The organism is Methylacidimicrobium tartarophylax, from assembly GCF_902143375.2.
Lineage (GTDB): Bacteria > Verrucomicrobiota > Verrucomicrobiia > Methylacidiphilales > Methylacidiphilaceae > Methylacidimicrobium > Methylacidimicrobium tartarophylax.
Genome location: NZ_CABFVA020000040.1, coordinates 1 through 18,287, shown reverse-complemented (window position 1 = coordinate 18,287; position 18,287 = coordinate 1). Strand labels below are relative to the sequence as shown.

General features: G+C 61.8%; 18 protein-coding genes and 1 pseudogene. 16 read left to right on the top strand and 3 right to left on the bottom strand.

Annotation, left to right across the window (positions count from 1 at the left end):
* From MAMT_RS04750 to MAMT_RS04740, 3 genes and pseudogenes are all read left to right on the top strand, one after another.
* Window positions 1-329: pseudogene (locus MAMT_RS04750) on the top strand (GTP 3',8-cyclase MoaA); the annotation flags it as partial.
* A gap of 2 nt (window positions 330-331) precedes the next feature.
* Window positions 332-583: a MoaD/ThiS family protein gene (locus tag MAMT_RS04745; RefSeq protein ID WP_142659867.1), complete on the top strand. Its 252-nt coding sequence runs from the start codon at window positions 332-334 to the stop codon at window positions 581-583.
* A gap of 3 nt (window positions 584-586) precedes the next feature.
* Window positions 587-1,036 carry a molybdopterin synthase catalytic subunit gene (locus MAMT_RS04740; RefSeq protein ID WP_142659866.1) on the top strand — a complete coding sequence of 150 codons (450 nt, stop codon included), beginning with the start codon at window positions 587-589 and terminating at the stop codon, window positions 1,034-1,036.
* Window positions 1,037-1,102: 66 nt separating this feature from the next.
* On the opposite strand, the gene cysC is transcribed toward MAMT_RS04740, so the two are convergent.
* Window positions 1,103-3,022 (bottom strand): adenylyl-sulfate kinase, encoded by a 1,920-nt coding sequence (gene cysC / locus MAMT_RS04735; protein ID WP_142659865.1) that lies wholly within the window; start codon window positions 3,020-3,022, stop codon window positions 1,103-1,105.
* A 17-nt stretch (window positions 3,023-3,039) separates the two neighbouring features.
* On the bottom strand, window positions 3,040-3,846 hold the full coding sequence (gene cysD / locus MAMT_RS04730; protein ID WP_142659864.1) for a sulfate adenylyltransferase subunit CysD: 807 nt from the start codon (window positions 3,844-3,846) through the stop codon (window positions 3,040-3,042).
* A 23-nt stretch (window positions 3,847-3,869) separates the two neighbouring features.
* On the opposite strand from cysD, the gene MAMT_RS04725 reads away from it, so the two are divergent.
* The 7 genes from MAMT_RS04725 (at window position 3,870) to MAMT_RS04695 (ending at window position 9,767) form a co-directional block, all read left to right on the top strand.
* Window positions 3,870-4,667: a phosphoadenylyl-sulfate reductase gene (locus MAMT_RS04725; RefSeq protein ID WP_142659863.1), complete on the top strand. Its 798-nt coding sequence runs from the start codon at window positions 3,870-3,872 to the stop codon at window positions 4,665-4,667.
* 96 nt (window positions 4,668-4,763) lie between these two features.
* Complete coding sequence (locus MAMT_RS04720; protein WP_142659862.1) at window positions 4,764-6,257, top strand: menaquinone biosynthesis decarboxylase; 1,494 nt, start codon at window positions 4,764-4,766, stop codon at window positions 6,255-6,257.
* The gene (locus MAMT_RS04715; RefSeq protein ID WP_142659861.1) at window positions 6,254-7,276 is read left to right on the top strand and encodes an NAD-dependent epimerase/dehydratase family protein; all 1,023 of its coding nucleotides are present in this window, start codon (window positions 6,254-6,256) and stop codon (window positions 7,274-7,276) included. The genes MAMT_RS04720 and MAMT_RS04715 overlap by 4 nt, the downstream gene beginning before the upstream one ends.
* Before the next feature lie 25 nt (window positions 7,277-7,301).
* Window positions 7,302-8,207: a DUF72 domain-containing protein gene (locus MAMT_RS04710; protein WP_142659860.1), complete on the top strand. Its 906-nt coding sequence runs from the start codon at window positions 7,302-7,304 to the stop codon at window positions 8,205-8,207.
* A gap of 162 nt (window positions 8,208-8,369) precedes the next feature.
* A complete protein-coding gene (locus MAMT_RS04705) occupies window positions 8,370-8,744 on the top strand; it encodes a DUF2165 domain-containing protein (protein WP_142659859.1) in 375 nt (124 codons plus the stop codon).
* A complete protein-coding gene (locus MAMT_RS04700; RefSeq protein WP_142659858.1) occupies window positions 8,720-9,226 on the top strand; it encodes a hypothetical protein in 507 nt (168 codons plus the stop codon). The genes MAMT_RS04705 and MAMT_RS04700 overlap by 25 nt, the downstream gene beginning before the upstream one ends.
* 64 nt (window positions 9,227-9,290) lie before the next feature.
* Window positions 9,291-9,767 (top strand): DUF6941 family protein, encoded by a 477-nt coding sequence (locus MAMT_RS04695; protein WP_246186529.1) that lies wholly within the window; start codon window positions 9,291-9,293, stop codon window positions 9,765-9,767.
* Between the two features lie 20 nt (window positions 9,768-9,787).
* Here the strand turns inward: MAMT_RS04695 and MAMT_RS04690 are convergent, their stop codons facing one another.
* Window positions 9,788-11,812 (bottom strand): quinol:electron acceptor oxidoreductase subunit ActD, encoded by a 2,025-nt coding sequence (locus tag MAMT_RS04690; RefSeq protein WP_246186528.1) that lies wholly within the window; start codon window positions 11,810-11,812, stop codon window positions 9,788-9,790.
* 97 nt (window positions 11,813-11,909) lie between these two features.
* Here MAMT_RS04690 and MAMT_RS04685 point away from each other — a divergent pair, with 97 nt between their 5' ends.
* The 6 genes from MAMT_RS04685 to MAMT_RS04660 all read left to right on the top strand — a co-directional run bounded on the left by MAMT_RS04685 (window position 11,910) and on the right by MAMT_RS04660 (window position 18,151).
* Window positions 11,910-12,737, top strand: a complete 828-nt coding sequence (locus MAMT_RS04685; RefSeq protein WP_142659855.1) for a TlyA family RNA methyltransferase — start codon at window positions 11,910-11,912, stop codon at window positions 12,735-12,737.
* 381 nt (window positions 12,738-13,118) lie between these two features.
* Window positions 13,119-13,961 carry a polyprenyl synthetase family protein gene (locus tag MAMT_RS04680; RefSeq protein ID WP_178086917.1) on the top strand — a complete coding sequence of 281 codons (843 nt, stop codon included), beginning with the start codon at window positions 13,119-13,121 and terminating at the stop codon, window positions 13,959-13,961.
* Window positions 13,933-15,045, top strand: a complete 1,113-nt coding sequence (locus tag MAMT_RS04675) for an ABC transporter permease (RefSeq protein ID WP_142659853.1) — start codon at window positions 13,933-13,935, stop codon at window positions 15,043-15,045. The genes MAMT_RS04680 and MAMT_RS04675 overlap by 29 nt, the downstream gene beginning before the upstream one ends.
* Complete coding sequence (locus MAMT_RS04670; protein ID WP_142659852.1) at window positions 15,042-15,758, top strand: ABC transporter ATP-binding protein; 717 nt, start codon at window positions 15,042-15,044, stop codon at window positions 15,756-15,758. Before MAMT_RS04675 ends, MAMT_RS04670 begins: the two co-directional genes overlap by 4 nt.
* Window positions 15,755-16,210: a hypothetical protein gene (locus MAMT_RS04665; protein ID WP_142659851.1), complete on the top strand. Its 456-nt coding sequence runs from the start codon at window positions 15,755-15,757 to the stop codon at window positions 16,208-16,210. The genes MAMT_RS04670 and MAMT_RS04665 overlap by 4 nt, the downstream gene beginning before the upstream one ends.
* Before the next feature lie 606 nt (window positions 16,211-16,816).
* A complete protein-coding gene (locus MAMT_RS04660) occupies window positions 16,817-18,151 on the top strand; it encodes a cytochrome c (RefSeq protein ID WP_142659850.1) in 1,335 nt (444 codons plus the stop codon).
* Window positions 18,152-18,287: the final 136 nt, after the last annotated feature.

Below are 18,287 nucleotides of genomic sequence, written 5' to 3'. Positions count from 1 at the left end.
GGCTCGAGCCGGTGGAGCAGTCACTGGGCTTCGGCCCCGCCCGCTACTTCCGGATGGGAAAGCGCGGAGTCACCGTGGGGTTTATCGGAGCGCTGAGCGATCTCCATTTTTGCGAGCAGTGCAACAAGATGCGTCTTACGGCGGATGGGAAGCTCCGCCCCTGCCTTGGAAACCAGATGGAGGTCGATCTACGCCCTTTTTTACGTCCTGCGATCGATCGAGAAGGTTTGCGCGAGACCTTCCTGGACACGTTGCGGAAGAAGCCGCTCGAACACTCTTTCCGGGACTACTACGAGCCGGAGCGAGCGATGACCGCCTTGGGAGGGTAAAAATGAGTTCCGGAGAAAGGACGATCCGCCTGCTGCTCTTCGCGCAAGCAAGGGAACTCCTGGGTTTTCGGGAACGCCTCGTCCTCGTTCGGCCCGAGGAGACTCCGCGCGAAATCCTCGAAAGGCTCTCTCCCGGATTTTTTGAAAAGCTCTTCGGAGTCCGGGTCAGCTTGGATCTCGAGTATTGCTCTTGGGACAACCCGGTCGGAGAGGCGGACGAGATGGCCGTGCTTCCGCCGGTCAGCGGAGGGTGAATCATGGGCATCACCATTTCTCTGATCGACCGGCCCATCGAGCGGCCATGCCTTGCCTTCCCTTTAGAAGGGTCATCCGGGGCGGTCGTCGAATTTTTCGGTGTCGTTCGTGGCCGGGAAGGGGGCAAGCCGATCACGGCACTCGCCTATGAGGCCTACCGGGAGATGGCCAAGAAGGAGCTGGAGCGGATCGCCGAGGAGGTGGCGGAGCGCGGACTCTGCCACGAACTCGTCCTCATTCATCGGCTGGGAACGGTTCCCGTGGGGGAACCCTCTCTCTATCTCCAAGTTAAGGCCGAGAGGCGCGGAACCGCATTTCGGATCGCCGAGGAACTCATCCAAAGGCTCAAGGCCGACGTGCCGATCTGGAAAGCCGCCGTCGCATCCTCCTTGCTGGAAGCATTTCCTGAAACCGCGGCCAAACCCATGCCTTCCCCCGTGGAAGGCTCCTGACGCGGTTGCCGGAGCGGCGGCTTAAGCGGCGCTTAAGCGGCATCTTCTGTCGAGGAGACAGGCAGGTTAAATGTTCGCGGCGGGATCTTCCCGCAAGGAGGGCCGATTCGGGAGAGCAATCGCCTCCAGAGTGATCTTCGTCAATGTTTCGAGGCATTCGGCGGGCGAGAGCTCATGGGTAGGGAGCGCAAGCTCGGCTGCTTCGGGAATTTCGTAGGGCGAATCGACTCCCGTAAATTCGGAGATCTCCCCGCGCTCGGCCCGTATGTAGAGCGCCTTCGGATCGCGCGCCCGGCAGACATCAAGGGGGGCGTGCACGAAGATCTCTCGAAAGGGGATGCCTGCGGCTTCGGCGATTTCCCGCGCCTTGCGCCGGTCGGCGCGAAACGGGGAGATCAAGGCCACGATCGCCACGCTGCCCGCATCGGCGAGGATGCGAGCGGCTTCCGCCGCTCTTCGGATGTTTTCTCTCCTGTCTTGGGCGCTAAAGCCGAGATCGCTCGAGAGTCCGTGGCGCAGATTATCCCCGTCGAGAACGTAGGCCCAGATCCCACGGCGAAAGAGCTGGGCCTCCAACTGGAAGGCGAGTGTCGATTTTCCCGCTCCGGAGAGACCGGTGAACCAGAGGATTGCCCCGCCATGCCCCTGCGCGCGCGCCCGTTCGTTCCGGTCGATCTCTCCTTCCGTCCAGAAAAGAGGACTGCTTTGAATCGGAGGCAGGGAAGCTCTCGGATAGCGGGCACCGAGAACGATTCCCCCACCGAGAATCCTTCCTTCTCTGGCCAGAATGAATCGTCCGGTCTGGGCAATCTCGGAAGCATTGTCAAGCGCAAGCGGCTGCTGGGTACGAACGAGTACCTCCGCAATCTCGTTCGCCTCCACTCCCGGCTTGCAGGAGTCTTGGACGGAAAGCGTTTCCGCGTCGATCACCCGATCCACTTCCATGACGCGTGCACCCACCGATTGGGTTACTAGGCGGAGCTCGTAGTTTTCTCCCACCCGGAGAGGGTCCGGTCCGAGCCAAAAAATCTTCGCGGGAAATTCGCGTGCCTCGATCGGCGTTTTTTCGAGGGAGCTGCCGATCATCCCTCGTTCGACAAAGATCTCCTCTTCCAGGATCAGCGCTGTCGATCGACCGGCGGAAGCTTCCGTAGGCGTCGTTTCGGTCGGCCACTCCGCAAAGGAGCGCAGGCGGGCTCGCTTGCGGCCCGGCCAGAAAAGAAGGTCATCTCCGACGCGCAACGTGCCCGTTTCCACGCGCCCTGCGATCAGCCGTTCGGTGCCGCGGCGATAGACATCCTGTACGGCGAAGCGAAGCGGCAACGCGTCGAGCCCAGGGGGAGAGGGAACCGAGTCGAGCGCTTCGAGAAGAGGTCCTCCGATGTGCCAGGGCATTTGTACGCTCGGTTGGACGATATTCTCTCCGTTTCGAGCGGAAAGCGGGAGAGAGGTGGGTTCCGGCAGGCCGAGCTCCTGAAAGAGGGCTGCCAGGGCTCCGGCGATTTCCCGGTAGCGGCCTTCCGAAAAGTCGACCAGGTCCATCTTATTGACTGCCACGATGATGTGTTGAATCCCCAAGATGGGCAGCAGCATCGCATGGCGGCGCGTCTGCTCGCGAACCCCTTCCTGGGCATCGACGACCAGCACGGCCGCGTGGGCTCTCGCCGCGCCGGAGAGCATGTTCTTGAGGAACTCCTTGTGACCGGGAGCGTCGATGATCGCATACCGCCTTTTCTTCGTTCGGAACCGGATCTCCGTTGTGTCGATCGTCACGTTCTGAGCCTGTTCTTCGAGGAGGGAATCGAGCAGGAAGGCATGCTCGAAGGGCATCCCCTCGGCGGCGGCGGCCCGGGCGAGCTCTTCCGCCTTCCCCTCCGGGACGGAGCCCGTATCGAAGAGCAGACGACCGATCAGGGTCGATTTTCCGTGGTCGACATGGCCGATCACGACGATCGGCAGGACCTCCTCGGAAGTGGAAAAATGCATGGTAGATTGGCCCTTTCTTATAGAAATCCCTTGGCGCGAAGCTTTTGCATCGCGTTCCGCTCGTGATGGTCTTGCGCTCGTCCGGCCCGCTCAGGCGTGCGAGTGGCATAGAGTTCGGCGATGATCTCGTCCACCGTCGAGGCCGTGCTCGGCACCGGATGCGTGATCGGTTGGCAGCCGATGGAGCGGAAGCGTTTGCCATTCCGTGCAAAATAGAGTGGGGGAATCGGGATCTTTTCCCGGCGGATATAGAGCCAGATATCGTATTCGGTCCAGTCGAGTAGGGGTTGCACCCGCACATGACCGCCTGCCCCTTTGGGGGGAAGAGCGAATTGATTCCAGAATTCCGGAGGCTGGTCCTTGTAGTTCCATTCCCCTTCGGAAGAGCGCGGCGAAAAGTAGCGTTCCTTCGCCCGAGTCGGATCCTCGTCTCGGCGAATGCCGGTGATCAGAGCGTCCCATCCATATTCCTCCAGGGCTTGGCGGAGGGCGACTGTCTTGAGCTCGTGGGTTACCGTGATGGGGTCGTGTGTTTCGTAGCCCACGCCGCGGGCAATCGCCTCTTCGTTGATCTTCACGATGAGCTGGAGACCGTAATGCGTCTCTGCCCATGCGCGGAACTCCATCATTTCCGGAAATTCGTACGTCGTATCGATGTGGAGAACGGGGAAGGGGATTCGGCCGCAGAATGCTTTTTGCGCAAGCCAGAGAAGCACGTTCGAGTCCTTCCCCATCGACCAAGGCATTCCGACGCGTTGGAACGTGCGGTAAGCCTCTCTCAAGAGAAAAACGCTCTGCGATTCAAGCTTGCTCAAATGGCTCATGAGTCTATAGAGTAAACAGAGATATGGAAAAGCCAAGCACTTTTGAAGCCCACGACGCTGCTTCTGCTCCTCCCGATCTGGAGAAGATTCAAGCAGAGGAGGGAAGCGGGAGCGAGGGCAAAGCGGGGCAAGCCGCGGAAAGCGTGGAAGCAGAAGCGGCGCTGGAAGGGAAGAGCGCGGTGGAGCGTCTGCAGTGGGCATTCGACCGGTTCGGTGATCGCGTCGTGCTGAGCTCGAGCTTCGGCATCCAGGCGGCCGTCCTCCTGCATCTCGCCACGCGGCTGCGGCCGGAAATTCCGGTCATTTTCGTCGACACCGGCTATCTCTTCCCCGAAACCTACCGCTATGCGGACCTGCTCGCCGAGCGGCTCGGGCTTCGGCTTTATGTGGTGCAAGCTCCGTTTTCGGCCGCTTGGTTCGAGGCTCGGTACGGACGTCTCTGGGAAAACGGAGTAGAGGGGCTGAATCGATATAATGAACTGCGCAAGGTCGAGCCGATGCGCCGGGCCTTGGCGGAATTGCACGCCCACTGCTGGCTTGCGGGAGTGCGCCGGACCCAGGCGAGAACGCGGGCGGATCTGCCGGTTCTCCAATGGCAGGGCGAGATGGCGAAGATGCATCCGATCGTCGATTGGAGCGACGAGCAGGTGGAAGCCTATCTCGATCAGTGGGCGATTCCCCGGCATCCGCTCGCTTCCCAAGGCTACGTCTCGGTGGGGGATGTGCCGACAAGCCGACCGTGGGAAGAGGGGATGCTCCCGGAGGAGACCCGCTTTTTCGGCTGGAAGCGCGAATGCGGCCTTCATCCACGGTCTTCGTAAACCGCGGATCGGCTTTTTCCTTCTGTTTGCTCGGGGCCCTTGGGTATCGTAAACGTCATCCCTCGTTGCGGGAGGGCGAGAGGAGCGGGTCAACCCATGGAGTGCGGAGGTTTTTCTGACTTTGCCCGTCATTTGGAGCGCGAAGGGGAGCTGCTCCGGATCTCGGAGCCGGTGCGGACGGAGCTGGAGATCACCGCGCTGGCCGACCGAGAGATGAAGTCTCCTCGGGGGGGCGATGCGCTCCTCGTGGAAAAACCTCTCCTTCCGGACGGAACGATTTCGCCCTTTCCCGTGCTGATCAACGCCTTTGGTTCCGAGCGGCGGATCGAGCTCGTTTTGGGGATGCCGGTGGCAGATCTCGTCGAGGAGATTCGAGCGCTCCTCCACGCCGAGCCGCCTCGCTCCTTCCGGGAAGGTTGGGAGCTCTTTCGCGAGGGACTTGGGCTCGTCCGGAGCCGGCCGCACCGGGTTAAGGACGGACCCTGTCGGGACCGGATCGTCAGGATGGGAGCTTCGGCGGAGCTGGATCTGTCCATCCTTCCGGTTCTCCGGTGCTGGCCGAAGGACGGGGGGGCCTTCATCACGCTGCCGCAGGTCTTTACCAAAGATCTCGAGACGGGAAGACGCAATGTCGGCATGTACCGGATGCAAGTCTACGATGAGGCCACGACCGGCATGCACTGGCAGATCCACAAGGTCGGAGCTCGCCACGGGAAGGAGTATTGGGAGAAAGGGGTGCGCATGCCGGTTGCCGTCTGCCTGGGCGGAGATCCGGTGCTGACCTTCGCGGCCACCGCACCCCTCCCAGACGGGATCGACGAGCTGCTCTTCGCCGGATTTCTGCGGAAAAAAGGCATTCCTCTGGTCCGCTGCGAAACGGTCGATCTCGAGGTTCCGGCGAACTCCGATTTCGTGCTCGAAGGGTACGTGGAACCGCCCGAGCTTCGCCCCGAAGGGCCGTTCGGGGATCACACCGGCTTCTACACGCCCGTCGAGCCGTATCCGGTCTTTCACCTCACCTGCATCACTCACCGGAAGGACGCGGTCTACCCGGCGACAATCGTGGGCAAGCCTCCGATGGAGGACTTCTATCTGGGAACCGCGAGCGTCCGTCTTCTCTTCCCGATTCTCCAGGCGACCTTCCCGGAGATCGTGGATTTGGCGCTCCCTCCCGAAGGGGTCTTCCACAACCTCGTCTTCCTCAGCATCCGCAAGCAGTACCCTTATCAAGCCTACAAGGTGATGCACGGACTCTGGGGCATGGGGCAGATGATGTTTACGAAGATCCTGGTGGTCGTCGATGCCGAGGTGAACGTTCATGACACGGCGGACGTCCTCTTCCATCTCTGCGCCAACGTCGATCCGGAGCGGGATTTTCTCTTTACCCGTGGGCCCTGCGACAGCTTGGATCACGCCCCGACGGTCCCGAACGTCGGAAGTCATGTGGGGATCGACGCCACCCGGAAGCTGCCGGCCGAAGGCTATCCCCGCCCCTGGCCGGAGGAGGTCTCCCTTCCGAGGGATCTCTGTCGGGAGCTCTTTACGCGATTCTCGAGAAGGAAGGAAGGGAAGGGAGTGTCCATGTCATGAAGATTTTAATTACCGGCAGCGCGGGCTTCCTCGGATTTTCGCTCGCTCGAAGGCTCCTCGCACAGGGTGAGCAGGTCGTCGGGATTGACAACCTGAATGCCTACTACTCCATCAAGCTCAAGGAGGCGAGACTGCGCCTTCTTCAGGATTCCCCTTCGTTTCGGTTTGAAAGAGTCGATCTGCGCCACGCAAAACGGATCGACGAGCTTCTCGCGCAGGAGCAGCCGGAGGCGATCGTCCACTTCGCGGCCCAGGCCGGCGTCCGCTATAGCCTCCGGGAGCCGGCCGCCTACGTGGAAGATAATGTTCTTGGGACGGTTCATCTGCTCGAAGCCGCCCGTCGTTCCGCCCTCCTGCGCCACCTGCTCTACGCGAGCTCGAGCTCGGTCTACGGCTTGAACGCCTCGCTTCCGTTTTCGGTGCGAGGGGACACGGGCCATCCGGCCAGTGTTTACGCCGCCACCAAGCGGGCGGGGGAGCTGCTCGCCCATGCCTACAGCCACCTCTACGGGCTGCCGACCACCGGATTGCGCTTCTTTACCGTCTACGGACCTTGGGGACGTCCCGACATGGCCTACTTTTCCTTTACGCGGGCCATTCTGCGGGGCGAGCCGATCGAGGTTTATGGAAAAGGGGAGCTCCGGCGGGACTTTACCTACGTGGACGACGTGATCGAAGCGGTGGCGCGACTCATTTCTCGGCCGGCCGCCTCAGACCCCCACTGGGATCCGGTTCATCCAGACCCCTCGAGCAGTTCGGCTCCCTACCGGATTTTCAACGTCGGCAATCGCACCCCGCTGTCCGTTCGAGAGCTGGTGGAGGCGATCGAGAAGGCGGCCGGCAAAAAGGCGATTCTTCATTTTTCCCCGACGCCTCCAGGCGACGTGACGGCGACGGCAGCGGACACGACCGAACTCGAGAAGGAAGCGGGATTTACCCCGAACACCCCGCTTGGGGTGGGGATCGACAGGTTCGTCTCCTGGTATCGGGAGGTTGCCGTGAATCTCATGGGGCTGTAAGAGGGGAGCGCCTCCGCGCAGCGAGATGACGTCTGTTCTGGTTGGAACGGCTTCCTGGACGGATCCGACCTTGCTGCGTTCCGGCTGGTATCCCGCGGAAGCCCGTGATGCCGAGTCTCGCCTTCGCTACTACGCGGCCCATTTCCCGCTGGTCGAAATCGATGCGACCTACTATGCGCTTCCTCGACGGGAGAACGCAAGACGGTGGGCGGAGCGGACTTCCGCCGGATTCGTATTCGACTGCAAGGCCTTCCGTCTCTTGACCCAGCACCCCGCTTCCCCTGCCGCGCTTCCTCCGGATTTGAGGCCGCCGACCGGTCGGGCAGATCGGGAGAAGATCTACTATCGGGATCTGGCGGCAGAGGTTCGACAGGAGCTCTGGAAGCGATTTTCCGACGGCCTCTCTCCTCTGAGGGAATCCGGGAAGCTGGGCGTCGTTCTCTTTCAATTCCCTCCTTGGTTTTCCTATGGGCGGGAGAACATCGAGCATCTGCTGCATTGCGCCGAGATGCTCCAGAGTGATCGGATCGCCGTCGAGTTCCGCAATGCAACCTGGTTTTCCGGCGGGCGGGCCGAAGAGACGCTCCGGTGGGAGGCTGAGCATGGGTTCATTCCCGTGATTGTCGACGAGCCGCAGGGGACCCGGGCGAGCATTCCGGCGCTCTGGAGGATTCCGGAGTCCGAGATCGCCGTGGTGCGTCTGCATGGAAGGAACCGAGAGACCTGGATGGCCCGGAATCTCTCCTCCGCCGCCGAGCGGTTCCGGTACTTGTACGACGATGGGGAGCTGCGCGAGCTTGCCGCCGGGGTCGGATCCCTGCGGGCTTCGCAGATCCATGTCCTCTTCAACAACTGTTATCGGGACTACGGGGTGCGCAACGCCGCTCGTTTTCAAGAAATGATCGCGGGACGGGCAACATCGCCGGGATAGCTCCTTGGCGTCCCTCTCTGCCGCCCTTCCTCCTCCGTCCGAGCGGAGGAGAAGGCCAAGCAGCCCGAAGCAAAGGCCCGCGAAGGCCACTGCGGCAAAGAAAGGGGAACGCAAGCAGAAAAACCGCAACAAAGGAGCCGCGGTGCGGTTGGATCCTAGTGCATGGACGAGCAAGATCCGCTTTGGCAGCTTCTCAAGCAGACACCACCGCCTCAACTCGGTGGTTCGCTGGCACCCAGGACGCTATCGCGCCTTGCGGTCGAGAAGGGTCGACGAAGGCGATGGGCGCAGCTGGAGTGGGCCTTCGGCGTCTTCCTCTTTCTTGTCTTGGGTGGAGGGAGCTATTTCTTCTGGGCGTCCGAACAAAGAAACGGGCAGGAGGAGGGCTTAGCCCATGCGGCCTTCTCTTCGATCGACTCCCATCGAGAGGTCGAGGATGTCGGCTGGCTCCAAGGACAGCTCCTGCCGGAGCACGCGGAAAACGGAGAAACAGAAATAGGAGAAACGGTTCTATGGGAAGAAGAGAGTTCGTTTTAGCGGGCTGGTTGATCGCGGGTCTGCTGGCCGGAGGAGTTTCCTTGCGCGCGGGGGATCATGCGGCTTGCGCTGCGGAAGAACCCGACCACCAGAGGTGGGTAGTGAAGCAGAAGATCATTGGACTCCTGGAGCTACCCGATGATCGCCTGCTGGCGGAGTTGGAAAAGTGGCCTCGGTTCCAGGAAATGAAACTCGAGCAAAAAGGAAGATTTCTGGAGCGAATCGCGCGGATGCGGGCGGAGCGGATCCGCGCCGCCGATCGAGAGGCAGAGCGATTGGGACTTACCCTTTCCGAAGATCAGCGCGCGACCTTCCGGCGCCAATATTGGCAGCGTCGTGAGGAGATGGCTCGCCAACTTTGGAAGGAGACCGAGGGGCAGCGGAAGTCGCTGCGAGAGAAGTTGGAAAAGGAGTTGAAAGCGCAATTTGCCTCTAAGGATAGCCGAGGAGGGTCGGATTCCGGCGCGGGAACCCATCCGTAAGGACCGCCTCGATGCGGTCCTTCCGAAAAATCGTGCTCGGTGCAAGTGACGGGGAGGGAGGAGCTTGCTTCTCGAAGCGGCCCTCCCTATGGTGAGGCTTGTGGTTCAAGAGCCCGTTCTTTGTCCGGCGATCTTGCTCTCCGACCTTGTGGTTCGGGAGAAAGGCACCGAGAAGCTTTCTCTGATCAACTCCTTTGGACAGCTGAGACTCCCGAGGTTTCCTTTCCCGACCCCGCCCTTCTTTATCACCGTTTGGCTCACCCACCTGCGGGGACGAGTCCCGAAGCTGGACATTGCGACCCGGGTCGAGGAGCCGCAATCCGGTCACGTGTTGGCCAGCGCCTCGGGGCAGATCCAATTTCCGGCCGATGCACAGCCCTTCGAGGAGCAGACGGTTCTCGATCTTCCCATTCCGATGCCACCCTTCCTAGTGCCGCAACCGGCGGTTTACTGGATCGTCATCCTGGTCAATAACGAGAAGGTCGGTCAGCGGCCGTTGCCGATCCTTCCCGTCCATGCCGAAGAGAGCGCTTCGCGCTGAATCGGGCCCCGAGTCTCTTCTCACTCGGGAATGGCGCTGATCTCCAAAGCGCCCATGCTTTCCAAGACTTGAGGGAGATCGGCGGCAAACCGCGGGTCTTGCCGCTCGACGAGGAGGAAGAAGCCGTCGTCCTGACCCCTGCGGCTGAAGAGACCCCAGTGGAAGATCGGCCGATGGAAGCGGGGCAGAGCGCTCGCGAGGAGAATCCCCAGCACGGCTCCGAAGGCGGCGAAAAGGGCGGTCGTCTCGAAAACCACGGCAAAAAAAGCCGGCACGCTGATGTAGGGCTTGCCCTGTACGACCAGGGGGAAAAACAGGTCCAGAAAGTGGCTGGAAAGAACGCCGCGCAGAGCATCCGGGCGGGGCATCGAGGTCAAAATCTCCAGGGAAGTGGCGAGACAAAAGCCGAGGAGCCCTCCTCCCAACACGCAGGCGGAGACCCAGCTCTTGCCGTGTCCGGCGGCCTCCGCCAGCCCATGGAACGGGAAAGGCGAGTAGAGCTCGATCTTTCGAAAGCCCCGCTCGCGGAGCGCGCGGCCGGCTCGACAGAGCGCGTCGGCGGAGCAGAACCGGGCGCCGAGGGCAAAGGTGGCCTGTTCGAGGTTTGGGAGCGGGGCCGGAGCGGGCTTGGGGGAAGCCGCCGTCGCCTCCCCGGGGCTGCTGCAGAGGGCTTTCACCTCGAACATGGCGATGACCGGGAGAAAACGGAGAAAAAGGAGGAAGAGAAAGAGAAAGAGACCGACTGAGCCGATCAGGAGCCCGATGTCCACCCAGGTGGGATGATAGAGACTCCAGGACGAGGGAAGAAAATCCCGGTGAAGCGAGATGATGATGATGACGAATCGCTCGAGCCACATGCCGATGTTGGCCAAGACCGCCACTCCAAAGACGATCCAGAGCCTCTTGCGGATCGACCGGAACCAGAGGAGTTGCGGTGCCACCGCGTTGCAGGTGAGCATACCCCAGAATTCCGGTGCGTACGGCCCGGCGATCCGATTCCAGAAGGCGTAGCGCTCAAAGGGATTGGCGCCATACCAGGCCATGAAGAGCTCGATCAGGTAGACGTAGCCGACCAGGGAGCCGGTCGTCAGCAGCCACTTGGCCATCTGCTCGATGTGGATGGGCAGGATGAACTCCTTTAATTCCGGAACGAGCGCCCGCAGCGGGATGAGAAGGACGAGGACCACGGCAAAGCCGCCGAAGATCGCGCCGGCGCCGAAGTAGGGAGGAAAGATCGTCGCATGCCACCCGGGAAGGATCGTGGCCGCGAAATCGCAGGAGACGAAGGAATGGACGGAAAGCACCAGCGGCGCGAGGAGTCCGGCCAGGCAGAGGTAGCCCATTTCGTAGTGATTCCACTCCCGGGCCGAGCTCGACCAGCCCATCGAGAGGATCGCCCAGAGCTTCCGCCGCCAGGGGTGCTTCTCCCTCTCGCGCAGCGTGGCAAAGTCGGGGATCATCCCCAGGTACCAGTAGAGCACGGAGACCGTGAGATAGGTTGTGACCGCGGCAACGTCCCAGAGCAGCGGCGCTCGAAAGTTCGGCCAGGCCGCGATATATTCGGGAATCGGAAAGAGGTACCATGCCATCCATTGGCGCCCGATGTGCATCGCCGGAAACATCGCTCCGCAGGCGACCGCGAAAACCGCGCTCGCTTCGGCGGCGCGGTTCAAGGAGTTGCGCCATTTTTGCCGGGTGAGCAGGAGGATCGCGGAGATGAGAGTCCCCGCGTGGCCGATGCCGATCCAGAAGACGAAGTTGACGATGGCAAATCCCCAAACGACGGGGATCTGGACACCCCAGACGCCCATGCCGGTGCCGATGAGATGCGAGTCGGTCGCGAGGACGAGGAGGGCAATCAGACCGGTGATCACGGTAGCCGGCCACCACCAGCGAGGTGCGGGCCGTTCGAGGAGATTGCAGACCCCTTTTGTGACCGAGGCAACTGTGCCGGGAGTTCCTAAGAGAGGAGGGCGCTCGACGGGATTGGCTTCCGTGGCAAGGGATGCGCTCTCCGTGGGAGGGCTCGAGAACTCCCGAGGCATCGATCCAGAGTAACCGATTTTCACATTACCCTGTTGTCAGACCGCCGGCGGCCTTTCCTACCGAAATGCGCTACGATAGGGAATTAACGCAAAGACGATGCATGGAAAAGAAAAGAAGCTTCGGGGAAAACCGGGGGACGGGCCATTGGACGGAGAGACGCGCAAGAGTACGGAATCCCGAAAGCTGAGGCTCGACTTGGCCCTGGTGGAACGAGGGTTTTGCGAGAGCCGGGACGCGGCGCAGCGGGCGATCCTGGCGGGGAGGGTGCGCATCGGGGAAACCCTGGCGGACAAACCGAGCCGGATGGTCGATGCCGAAACTCCTTTATCGTTGGAGAAGCCCGATCGTTATGTCAGCCGCGGCGGCCACAAGCTCGAGGCCGCTCTCCACCACTTCTCTCTTGATCCCGCCGGATGGGCTTGCCTGGATGTCGGAGCCTCGACGGGAGGCTTCACCGACTGCCTCTTGCAGCAGGGAGCCCGGCGGGTCATTGCCCTGGACGTGGGCCGAGGACAGCTGCATTGGAAGCTTCGGCAGGATCCGCGAGTCCTGGTTCGCGAGAGGGTCAATGCCCGCCGACTGCGCCCCGAGGATCTCGGAGAGACCGTGGACCTGGCGACGGCCGATGTGGCCTTCATTTCGCTGCGTCTGATCCTCCCGGCACTCTTTCCCCTCGTCCGGCCGGAGGGTTGGATCGTCGCACTGATCAAGCCGCAGTTCGAGGCCGGCCGGGCCGAGGTCGGCAGGGGGGGAATCGTTCGGGATCCGGCAGTGCGGGACCGTGTCGTGGCGGATTTGCGCCATTGGGTAAGGGCTTGGGTGGAAATAGAGGATCGGGGGGTGCTTCCTTCGCCGATCCTGGGAGGTTCGGGGAATCAGGAGTTCCTCTGGGGTCTGCGCCGGACGATGACTCCGATCGGCTGAGCCGGCCGCAAGCCAAGCTCCCTGGCATCCAACAACTGCTCTTGGGTCGGCGTTCCGCCCTCCGCTCGGTACTCGATCCTCCCTCTTTTCTCGTGGCGCATTCATTGTAAAGAATCCGCTCACATCGTGAGGCTTGCTTATAACTATTGACAGGGGGTCAACGTCTGTTATCCTCCCCCTGTTTCATGCTTAACCAGAGCGACCTGACTGACCTGCTTCCCCAGGGTTAATTGCGGCTAGATGTGCGAGTCGTCATTGATATGAATATTTGTTAATGTATGAATATTTATTAATGCGCGAGGAGGGTCTATCCGAACAATACTCTATCGATCGCTGCAGGAAAATGCCCCTCTGCATCCGGGGATGCAACGGGCCTTGCGCATGGCGATTGTCGGTGCGTTGACCAATCCGGGAAGCCTCTTTCGAACCCAGCTTGCCTACGGCGCGATGGTCGCCGCGGGATTCCGAACGGACATCGCGGAGAAGTTTGCCTGCGCGGTCGAATATTTCCACGTCGCCTCCCTGCTCCTGGACGATCTGCCGTGCATGGATGATTCGAAGGAGAGGCGCGGGCGGATCTGCCTGCATCTTCTCCATGGGGAACCCACGGCCATTCTTGGCAGCCTTGCCCTCATTACCCGGGCTTACGCGCTGCTGGGTGAAGTGATCTCGCAAATTCCGGCAACCCGGCAGAGGGAGGCGCATCGGCTCCTGGACCGGTGTCTTGGATCGGCCGGTATTGTCAATGGACAGGCGCAAGATCTGGCCTATCGGCCCGGAGGCCGGCGAGAAGTCCTGAGGATCGCCTTAGGGAAGACCGTTCCGCTGATTCGATTGGCTCTCGGTTTTCCTGCCGTGGCGGCAAACCTCCCTATGCGGCAGCGGCTTCTTCTGAATCGGATTAGCCTCTATTGGGGACTACTTTACCAGGGGATTGATGACGTCCGGGACGCGAGCGAGCCCGCCTCCATCGGTCGGATGGCCGGGAGGGATGCTCGACTGCGCAGACCGAACCTCCTCCTCGCCGTTGGCCAGGAAGAGACCATCTCCTCTCTGATGCGGCTCTCAAGGCTGGCGCAACAGGCCGTCGATCTCCTAACGCCGGATCGCAGGTTCGGTTTTCTCGACGCGGTGCAAAAAAACATTTCGGAACGACTGATCACCGCTCTGCTCGAAGAGCAGGAGCCGGATTGGCATGGACTTCCTCAAGCTTATTTTCATTAACATTCGCCGTCATCGGCTTCGTTCCCTCATCACGGCCGCCGGTATCGGCTTCGGCGCAGCCTCCATGTTGTGCATTGTTTCGATCGTTTTGGGCGCCGTAGGGATGTTCCAAAACATCCTGTCGACGGAGAGCCAGTTCATTCTCTTCGAGAGGAATGTCTCCGACCTGTTCTTCAGCAGCGTCCGTGCCTCCCAGCTCGAGGAGATCCGAAACTTTCCCTTGGTCAAACGGGTCGACCCGCTGCTTGTCGGAATCGTCAGCTCTCCGAACCATCCCATCATCACCTGCTTCGGAGTGGAAGCCGACAATCCGCGCCTCCGCCAGGCCCACTGGCTGCACGGCTCGGCCGCTGCCTTCGGCCGGGAGAAAGATGCCATCTATCTCGGGGAACGGGCGGCTTCCTTCCTCAAGGCGACGATCGGGCAGGAGATCCCGATTGGGAGCCGCCGCTTTCTTGTCGGGGGCGTGCTTCGCACGGCAAACGGGTTCGAAGATGGCGGCGTCTTCTTTCCCTTGCGGCTCGCCCAGGAGTTCTTTCATAAGGAGTCCCAGGCTTCCTTGGCGACCGTGGAGCTGCGGCCGGGGGCGAGCTTTGCGGCCTTCCGGAAGCAGGTCGATGCGCGCTTTCCGGATCTGATTGCACTCGAGGACAAGGAGTTCAACCGGTCCTACTCCCAGTTTCGCATCCTCAATGTCACCAGCTGGGCGATTGGGATCTGCTCTTTCCTCCTCGGCGGCATGGGAGTGGCCAACACGATGCTGATGTCGGTGTTTGCCCGGGTACGGGAGATCGCGGTGTTGCGGGTGTGCGGCTTCTCCCGGCAGCAGGTCGCCGGCCTCGTCTTGGGGGAAGCGGCGATCCTTTCCGGTTTGGGGAGTCTGGTCGGTTGTGCGGCGGGATTCGCTGCGCTCGTGGCGATGAACGCCGCTCCCCAGCTTCAAGGATATGTCCGCGCGGCTCTCCGGATGGATCTTCTGGTCGGAGTGGCGGTGGTCACTCTGGCCACCGCGATCGCGGGCGCATTCTATCCCGCCTACTTTGCTTCCCGGATCGCACCTGCGGAAGCCTTGCGTTTCGAATGAACACCGAAGAGCCTCGCCTTGGTTCGGTCCCCGCCGCCGGGGAAAAGCCGTCCAGCGTCATCGTCGCACGCGATGTCTGGAAGAGCTTCGATCACGGGCGGACACCGGTCATTCAGGGGGTAAACCTGGAAATCGGGCGCGGGGAAATGGTGGCGCTCTGGGGCTCCTCCGGCTCCGGGAAGAGCACCCTCCTCCACCTGCTCAGCGGATTGGACCGTCCGGATCGAGGGGAGATTACCATTCTCGGTCTGGATCCGTCCCGGGAAGAGACGCGTCTGCGGTTGTGCCGTCGCCACGTGGGGTTCGTCTTTCAACTGCACAATCTCATACCGGACCTGACGATGCTGGAAAACTTGCGCATTCCCTGCTTTTCCGAGCGGAGGCCTGCGCGGGAAGTCGATGCGCGCGCTCGCTATCTGGCAGAGAAGGTCGGCCTCTCCCACCGGCTCACGAGCCGGATCCAGAATCTTTCCGGCGGCGAGCGGCAGCGGACCGCGATCTGCCGGGCTCTCATGAATCGACCGGAGGTGATCTTTGCAGACGAGCCGACCGGCTCCCTCGACGAACGAACCGCGGATGTCGTCTTCAACCTGCTCCTCCGCCTGGTGTCTGAGGAAGGGGCCTCCGTGATCCTCGCAACGCACGACCAGCGCTTCACCAAGGGTTGCCATCGCAGTCTGCATATCCATCAGGGGAAAGCGCTCCCGTTATGAGCCTTCCTCACCCGATCCAGAGGGACTCGAAAAGAGTCAGGCTCGGAGAAAAGGGAGAGAGAACGGCGCTGGCTCTCAGCCTTCTTGCCGGCGGAGGCGATCTGGTCACCGGCCTCTGCCTGCTCTTCGCTCCGGCGTGGACCCTTGCCCGGATGGGGGTTGCTTCCGTTCCGGAGGTCGTCTGGGTTCGGTTCATCGGAGTCTTCGTCGCAGCGGTGGGAGCCAGCTATTTTTATGGACTGTTCTGCTGGATGGCAGGCCGTCGTGCGGGCTGCCTGCGCACCGTCTGGGAGTTGACGGCTCTCCTCCGAACTGCGGTCTGCGTCTTCGTCGCCGCAGAGATCGCCGGAGGCCGGATGGAAGGCGCCTGGATCAGCGTCTCGCTCACCGACGGATTCTGGGCATCGGCGCAACTCCTCTTGCTCTGGCGAAGCTTTCCCCGCGATGCCTAACCGCGACACCTTTTCCCCGCCTCCCGTCCTTGCCGCTTCCGCTGCCATCGTGGCCATTGCGGCGACCTATGTGAATTTTCTGCTCTTCGCGCAATTCGGCTTCCTGGGCTTGGTCCATGATCAGGGCATCGCCGGCGGAAGTCTCCAACGCGTGCTTCTCTCGATGGGGCTCGGCGGAATCGGGGGAAGCCTGCTGGCCGCCAAGCTCTTCGACTACTCTCGCCTGCGGATCCTCTTGCTCATCGGTTTCCTGGCCAGCGGAGCCGCCGCTCTCCTCTCGACGACCGCTCGCCATGCCGTCTCTTTTACCCTTCTTGCCGCAGCAATCGGAGCATCGGTAGGACTTCTCACCGTCAGCCTCTGTGCGAGCATTCCCATCCTGCTCGATTGCAGACGACGAGGTTTCCGGATCGGTTTGGGGACCGGTATCGCCTACGGAGTTTGCAACGTGCCCGCTCTCTTCGCCGGCCCGCCCAAGGTGCAGGCGATCGCCGGCGCAATCGCCTGCGGTCTCGGGGCGATGAGCACCGCCGTTTTGACTAGGGCGGCTGATGCTCACACGCTCCGCCCGCCCGCCCGCCCGGCTTCGGAAGCATTGTTGTCGTCTTGCTGGCGCTGGTCTGGCTCGATTCGGCGTGTTTCACGATCCTGGAAGCGACGCCTCTGCTCAACCGGTTCGCTTGGGGGGGAGCAAGCTTCCAATGGAGGAACGGCGTTATCCACTTCGTCGCCGCGTGTGCGGCCGGTTGGAGCCTCGATCGGGGTAACCTGCGGTGGATTCTGGCGCTCTCCTTCCTGTTGCTGGCCGGATCCGCGGCCATGTTGGGCGGCGATGGCGTCGGAGCAAGAGCCGCGGGTTGGCTTTACCCGGTCGGGGTCTCCCTCTATTCGACCGCGCTGGTCTTTGCTCCAGGCAGCCTGTCGAATACGACATCCGCACGGTCCACCGCCTGGCGTGCCGCCCTCCTTTACGTCATCGCCGGGTGGGTCGGTTCGGCCATGGGGATCGGAATGGCCCAAAATCTCCATTCGGTTCCCATTCTCTTTCTTGCCGGCGCCACGCTGATCGCCGCTGTCTGCCTGATCCTTCCCCGGTCACTCTCTTCTCTTGCAACGCCCCAATCGATTCCCTATTGGGCGGGTCTGGGCGCAATCGGCCTTCTCGCCTACCGACTTCATGAAAAGCAGCTTCTCTCCTTCCGGACTCCGTCCTCCGCGCAGAGTCCGGAAAGGCTCGGCAGAGAGGTTTACATCCGCGAGGGATGCATCCATTGCCATTCTCAATACGTACGGCCGGGTACCCGCGATGAGGAGTGGTGGGGCCCTTCCCAGCCTCCGCGGGAGGCCAGAGAGGAGATCCCTCCCCTCATCGGCAATCGCCGTCAAGGACCCGATCTGCTGCGCGTGGGGAATCGACGCTCGGCTCAGTGGAACCGGCTGCATCTGATCAACCCGCGCTCGGTCGTCCCCGACTCGCGCATGCCTTCCTACGGGCACCTCTTTGTCGAGGGCGATCCTCGGGGAGAGGCGCTTGTCGCCTACTTGCAGGATCTCGGCTCGATGACCCGAGAAGAAAGAATGGAGGCCGTGCAGCGGTGGCGTCCTGCTCCGGAGAGCCGCCCGGTCGATCCAACGACAGGGGCAAGGCTCTTTGCGGAGAACTGCGCGCAATGTCACGGGATCTCGGGTAGGGGCGACGGGCCTCTCTCCTCGCTCGTGGGATCCCCTGTTCCCAGCGACTTGACACGAAACTCCTGGTTGGGGGGGGCGCAGTCCGAAGCCCCCGCGCGGCTCGTCGGTCTGGCCCGAATCATAAAATTCGGAATTCCCGGCACAACGATGGCCGGCCATGAAAGTTTGGAGGACTCCGCGATTCTCGGACTAGCCGCCTACCTCGCCCGATTGTCGGCGAGAGGCGACGAGTCAACGCGTGCTCCCTAGTCGGGAAGCTCGCGACAGAGACAGAAACAAACACGAACAGGAGACAACATGTCCATACGACCGAACAGATCCATTCTTCGCCCTCTGAGCCTTCTTCTGCTCACCGCTCTTGCGGGGACCGGCTGGGCCTCGGCCC

What these genes read in the sequence shown, in the direction of transcription:
- cysD (WP_142659864.1), bottom strand. Translation starts at nt 3,846, where the DNA reads ATGAGCCATTTGAGCAAGCTTGAATCGCAGAGCGTTTTTCTCTTGAGA.
- MAMT_RS04745 (WP_142659867.1), top strand. Translation starts at nt 332, where the DNA reads ATGAGTTCCGGAGAAAGGACGATCCGCCTGCTGCTCTTCGCGCAAGCA.
- MAMT_RS04670 (WP_142659852.1), top strand. Translation starts at nt 15,042, where the DNA reads ATGAACACCGAAGAGCCTCGCCTTGGTTCGGTCCCCGCCGCCGGGGAA.
- MAMT_RS04710 (WP_142659860.1), top strand. Translation starts at nt 7,302, where the DNA reads ATGACGTCTGTTCTGGTTGGAACGGCTTCCTGGACGGATCCGACCTTG.
- MAMT_RS04690 (WP_246186528.1), bottom strand. Translation starts at nt 11,812, where the DNA reads ATGCCTCGGGAGTTCTCGAGCCCTCCCACGGAGAGCGCATCCCTTGCC.
- MAMT_RS04705 (WP_142659859.1), top strand. Translation starts at nt 8,370, where the DNA reads ATGGACGAGCAAGATCCGCTTTGGCAGCTTCTCAAGCAGACACCACCG.
- MAMT_RS04715 (WP_142659861.1), top strand. Translation starts at nt 6,254, where the DNA reads ATGAAGATTTTAATTACCGGCAGCGCGGGCTTCCTCGGATTTTCGCTC.
- MAMT_RS04685 (WP_142659855.1), top strand. Translation starts at nt 11,910, where the DNA reads ATGCATGGAAAAGAAAAGAAGCTTCGGGGAAAACCGGGGGACGGGCCA.
- cysC (WP_142659865.1), bottom strand. Translation starts at nt 3,022, where the DNA reads ATGCATTTTTCCACTTCCGAGGAGGTCCTGCCGATCGTCGTGATCGGC.
- MAMT_RS04740 (WP_142659866.1), top strand. Translation starts at nt 587, where the DNA reads ATGGGCATCACCATTTCTCTGATCGACCGGCCCATCGAGCGGCCATGC.
- MAMT_RS04675 (WP_142659853.1), top strand. Translation starts at nt 13,933, where the DNA reads ATGGACTTCCTCAAGCTTATTTTCATTAACATTCGCCGTCATCGGCTT.
- MAMT_RS04680 (WP_178086917.1), top strand. Translation starts at nt 13,119, where the DNA reads ATGGCGATTGTCGGTGCGTTGACCAATCCGGGAAGCCTCTTTCGAACC.
- MAMT_RS04725 (WP_142659863.1), top strand. Translation starts at nt 3,870, where the DNA reads ATGGAAAAGCCAAGCACTTTTGAAGCCCACGACGCTGCTTCTGCTCCT.
- MAMT_RS04700 (WP_142659858.1), top strand. Translation starts at nt 8,720, where the DNA reads ATGGGAAGAAGAGAGTTCGTTTTAGCGGGCTGGTTGATCGCGGGTCTG.
- MAMT_RS04665 (WP_142659851.1), top strand. Translation starts at nt 15,755, where the DNA reads ATGAGCCTTCCTCACCCGATCCAGAGGGACTCGAAAAGAGTCAGGCTC.
- MAMT_RS04720 (WP_142659862.1), top strand. Translation starts at nt 4,764, where the DNA reads ATGGAGTGCGGAGGTTTTTCTGACTTTGCCCGTCATTTGGAGCGCGAA.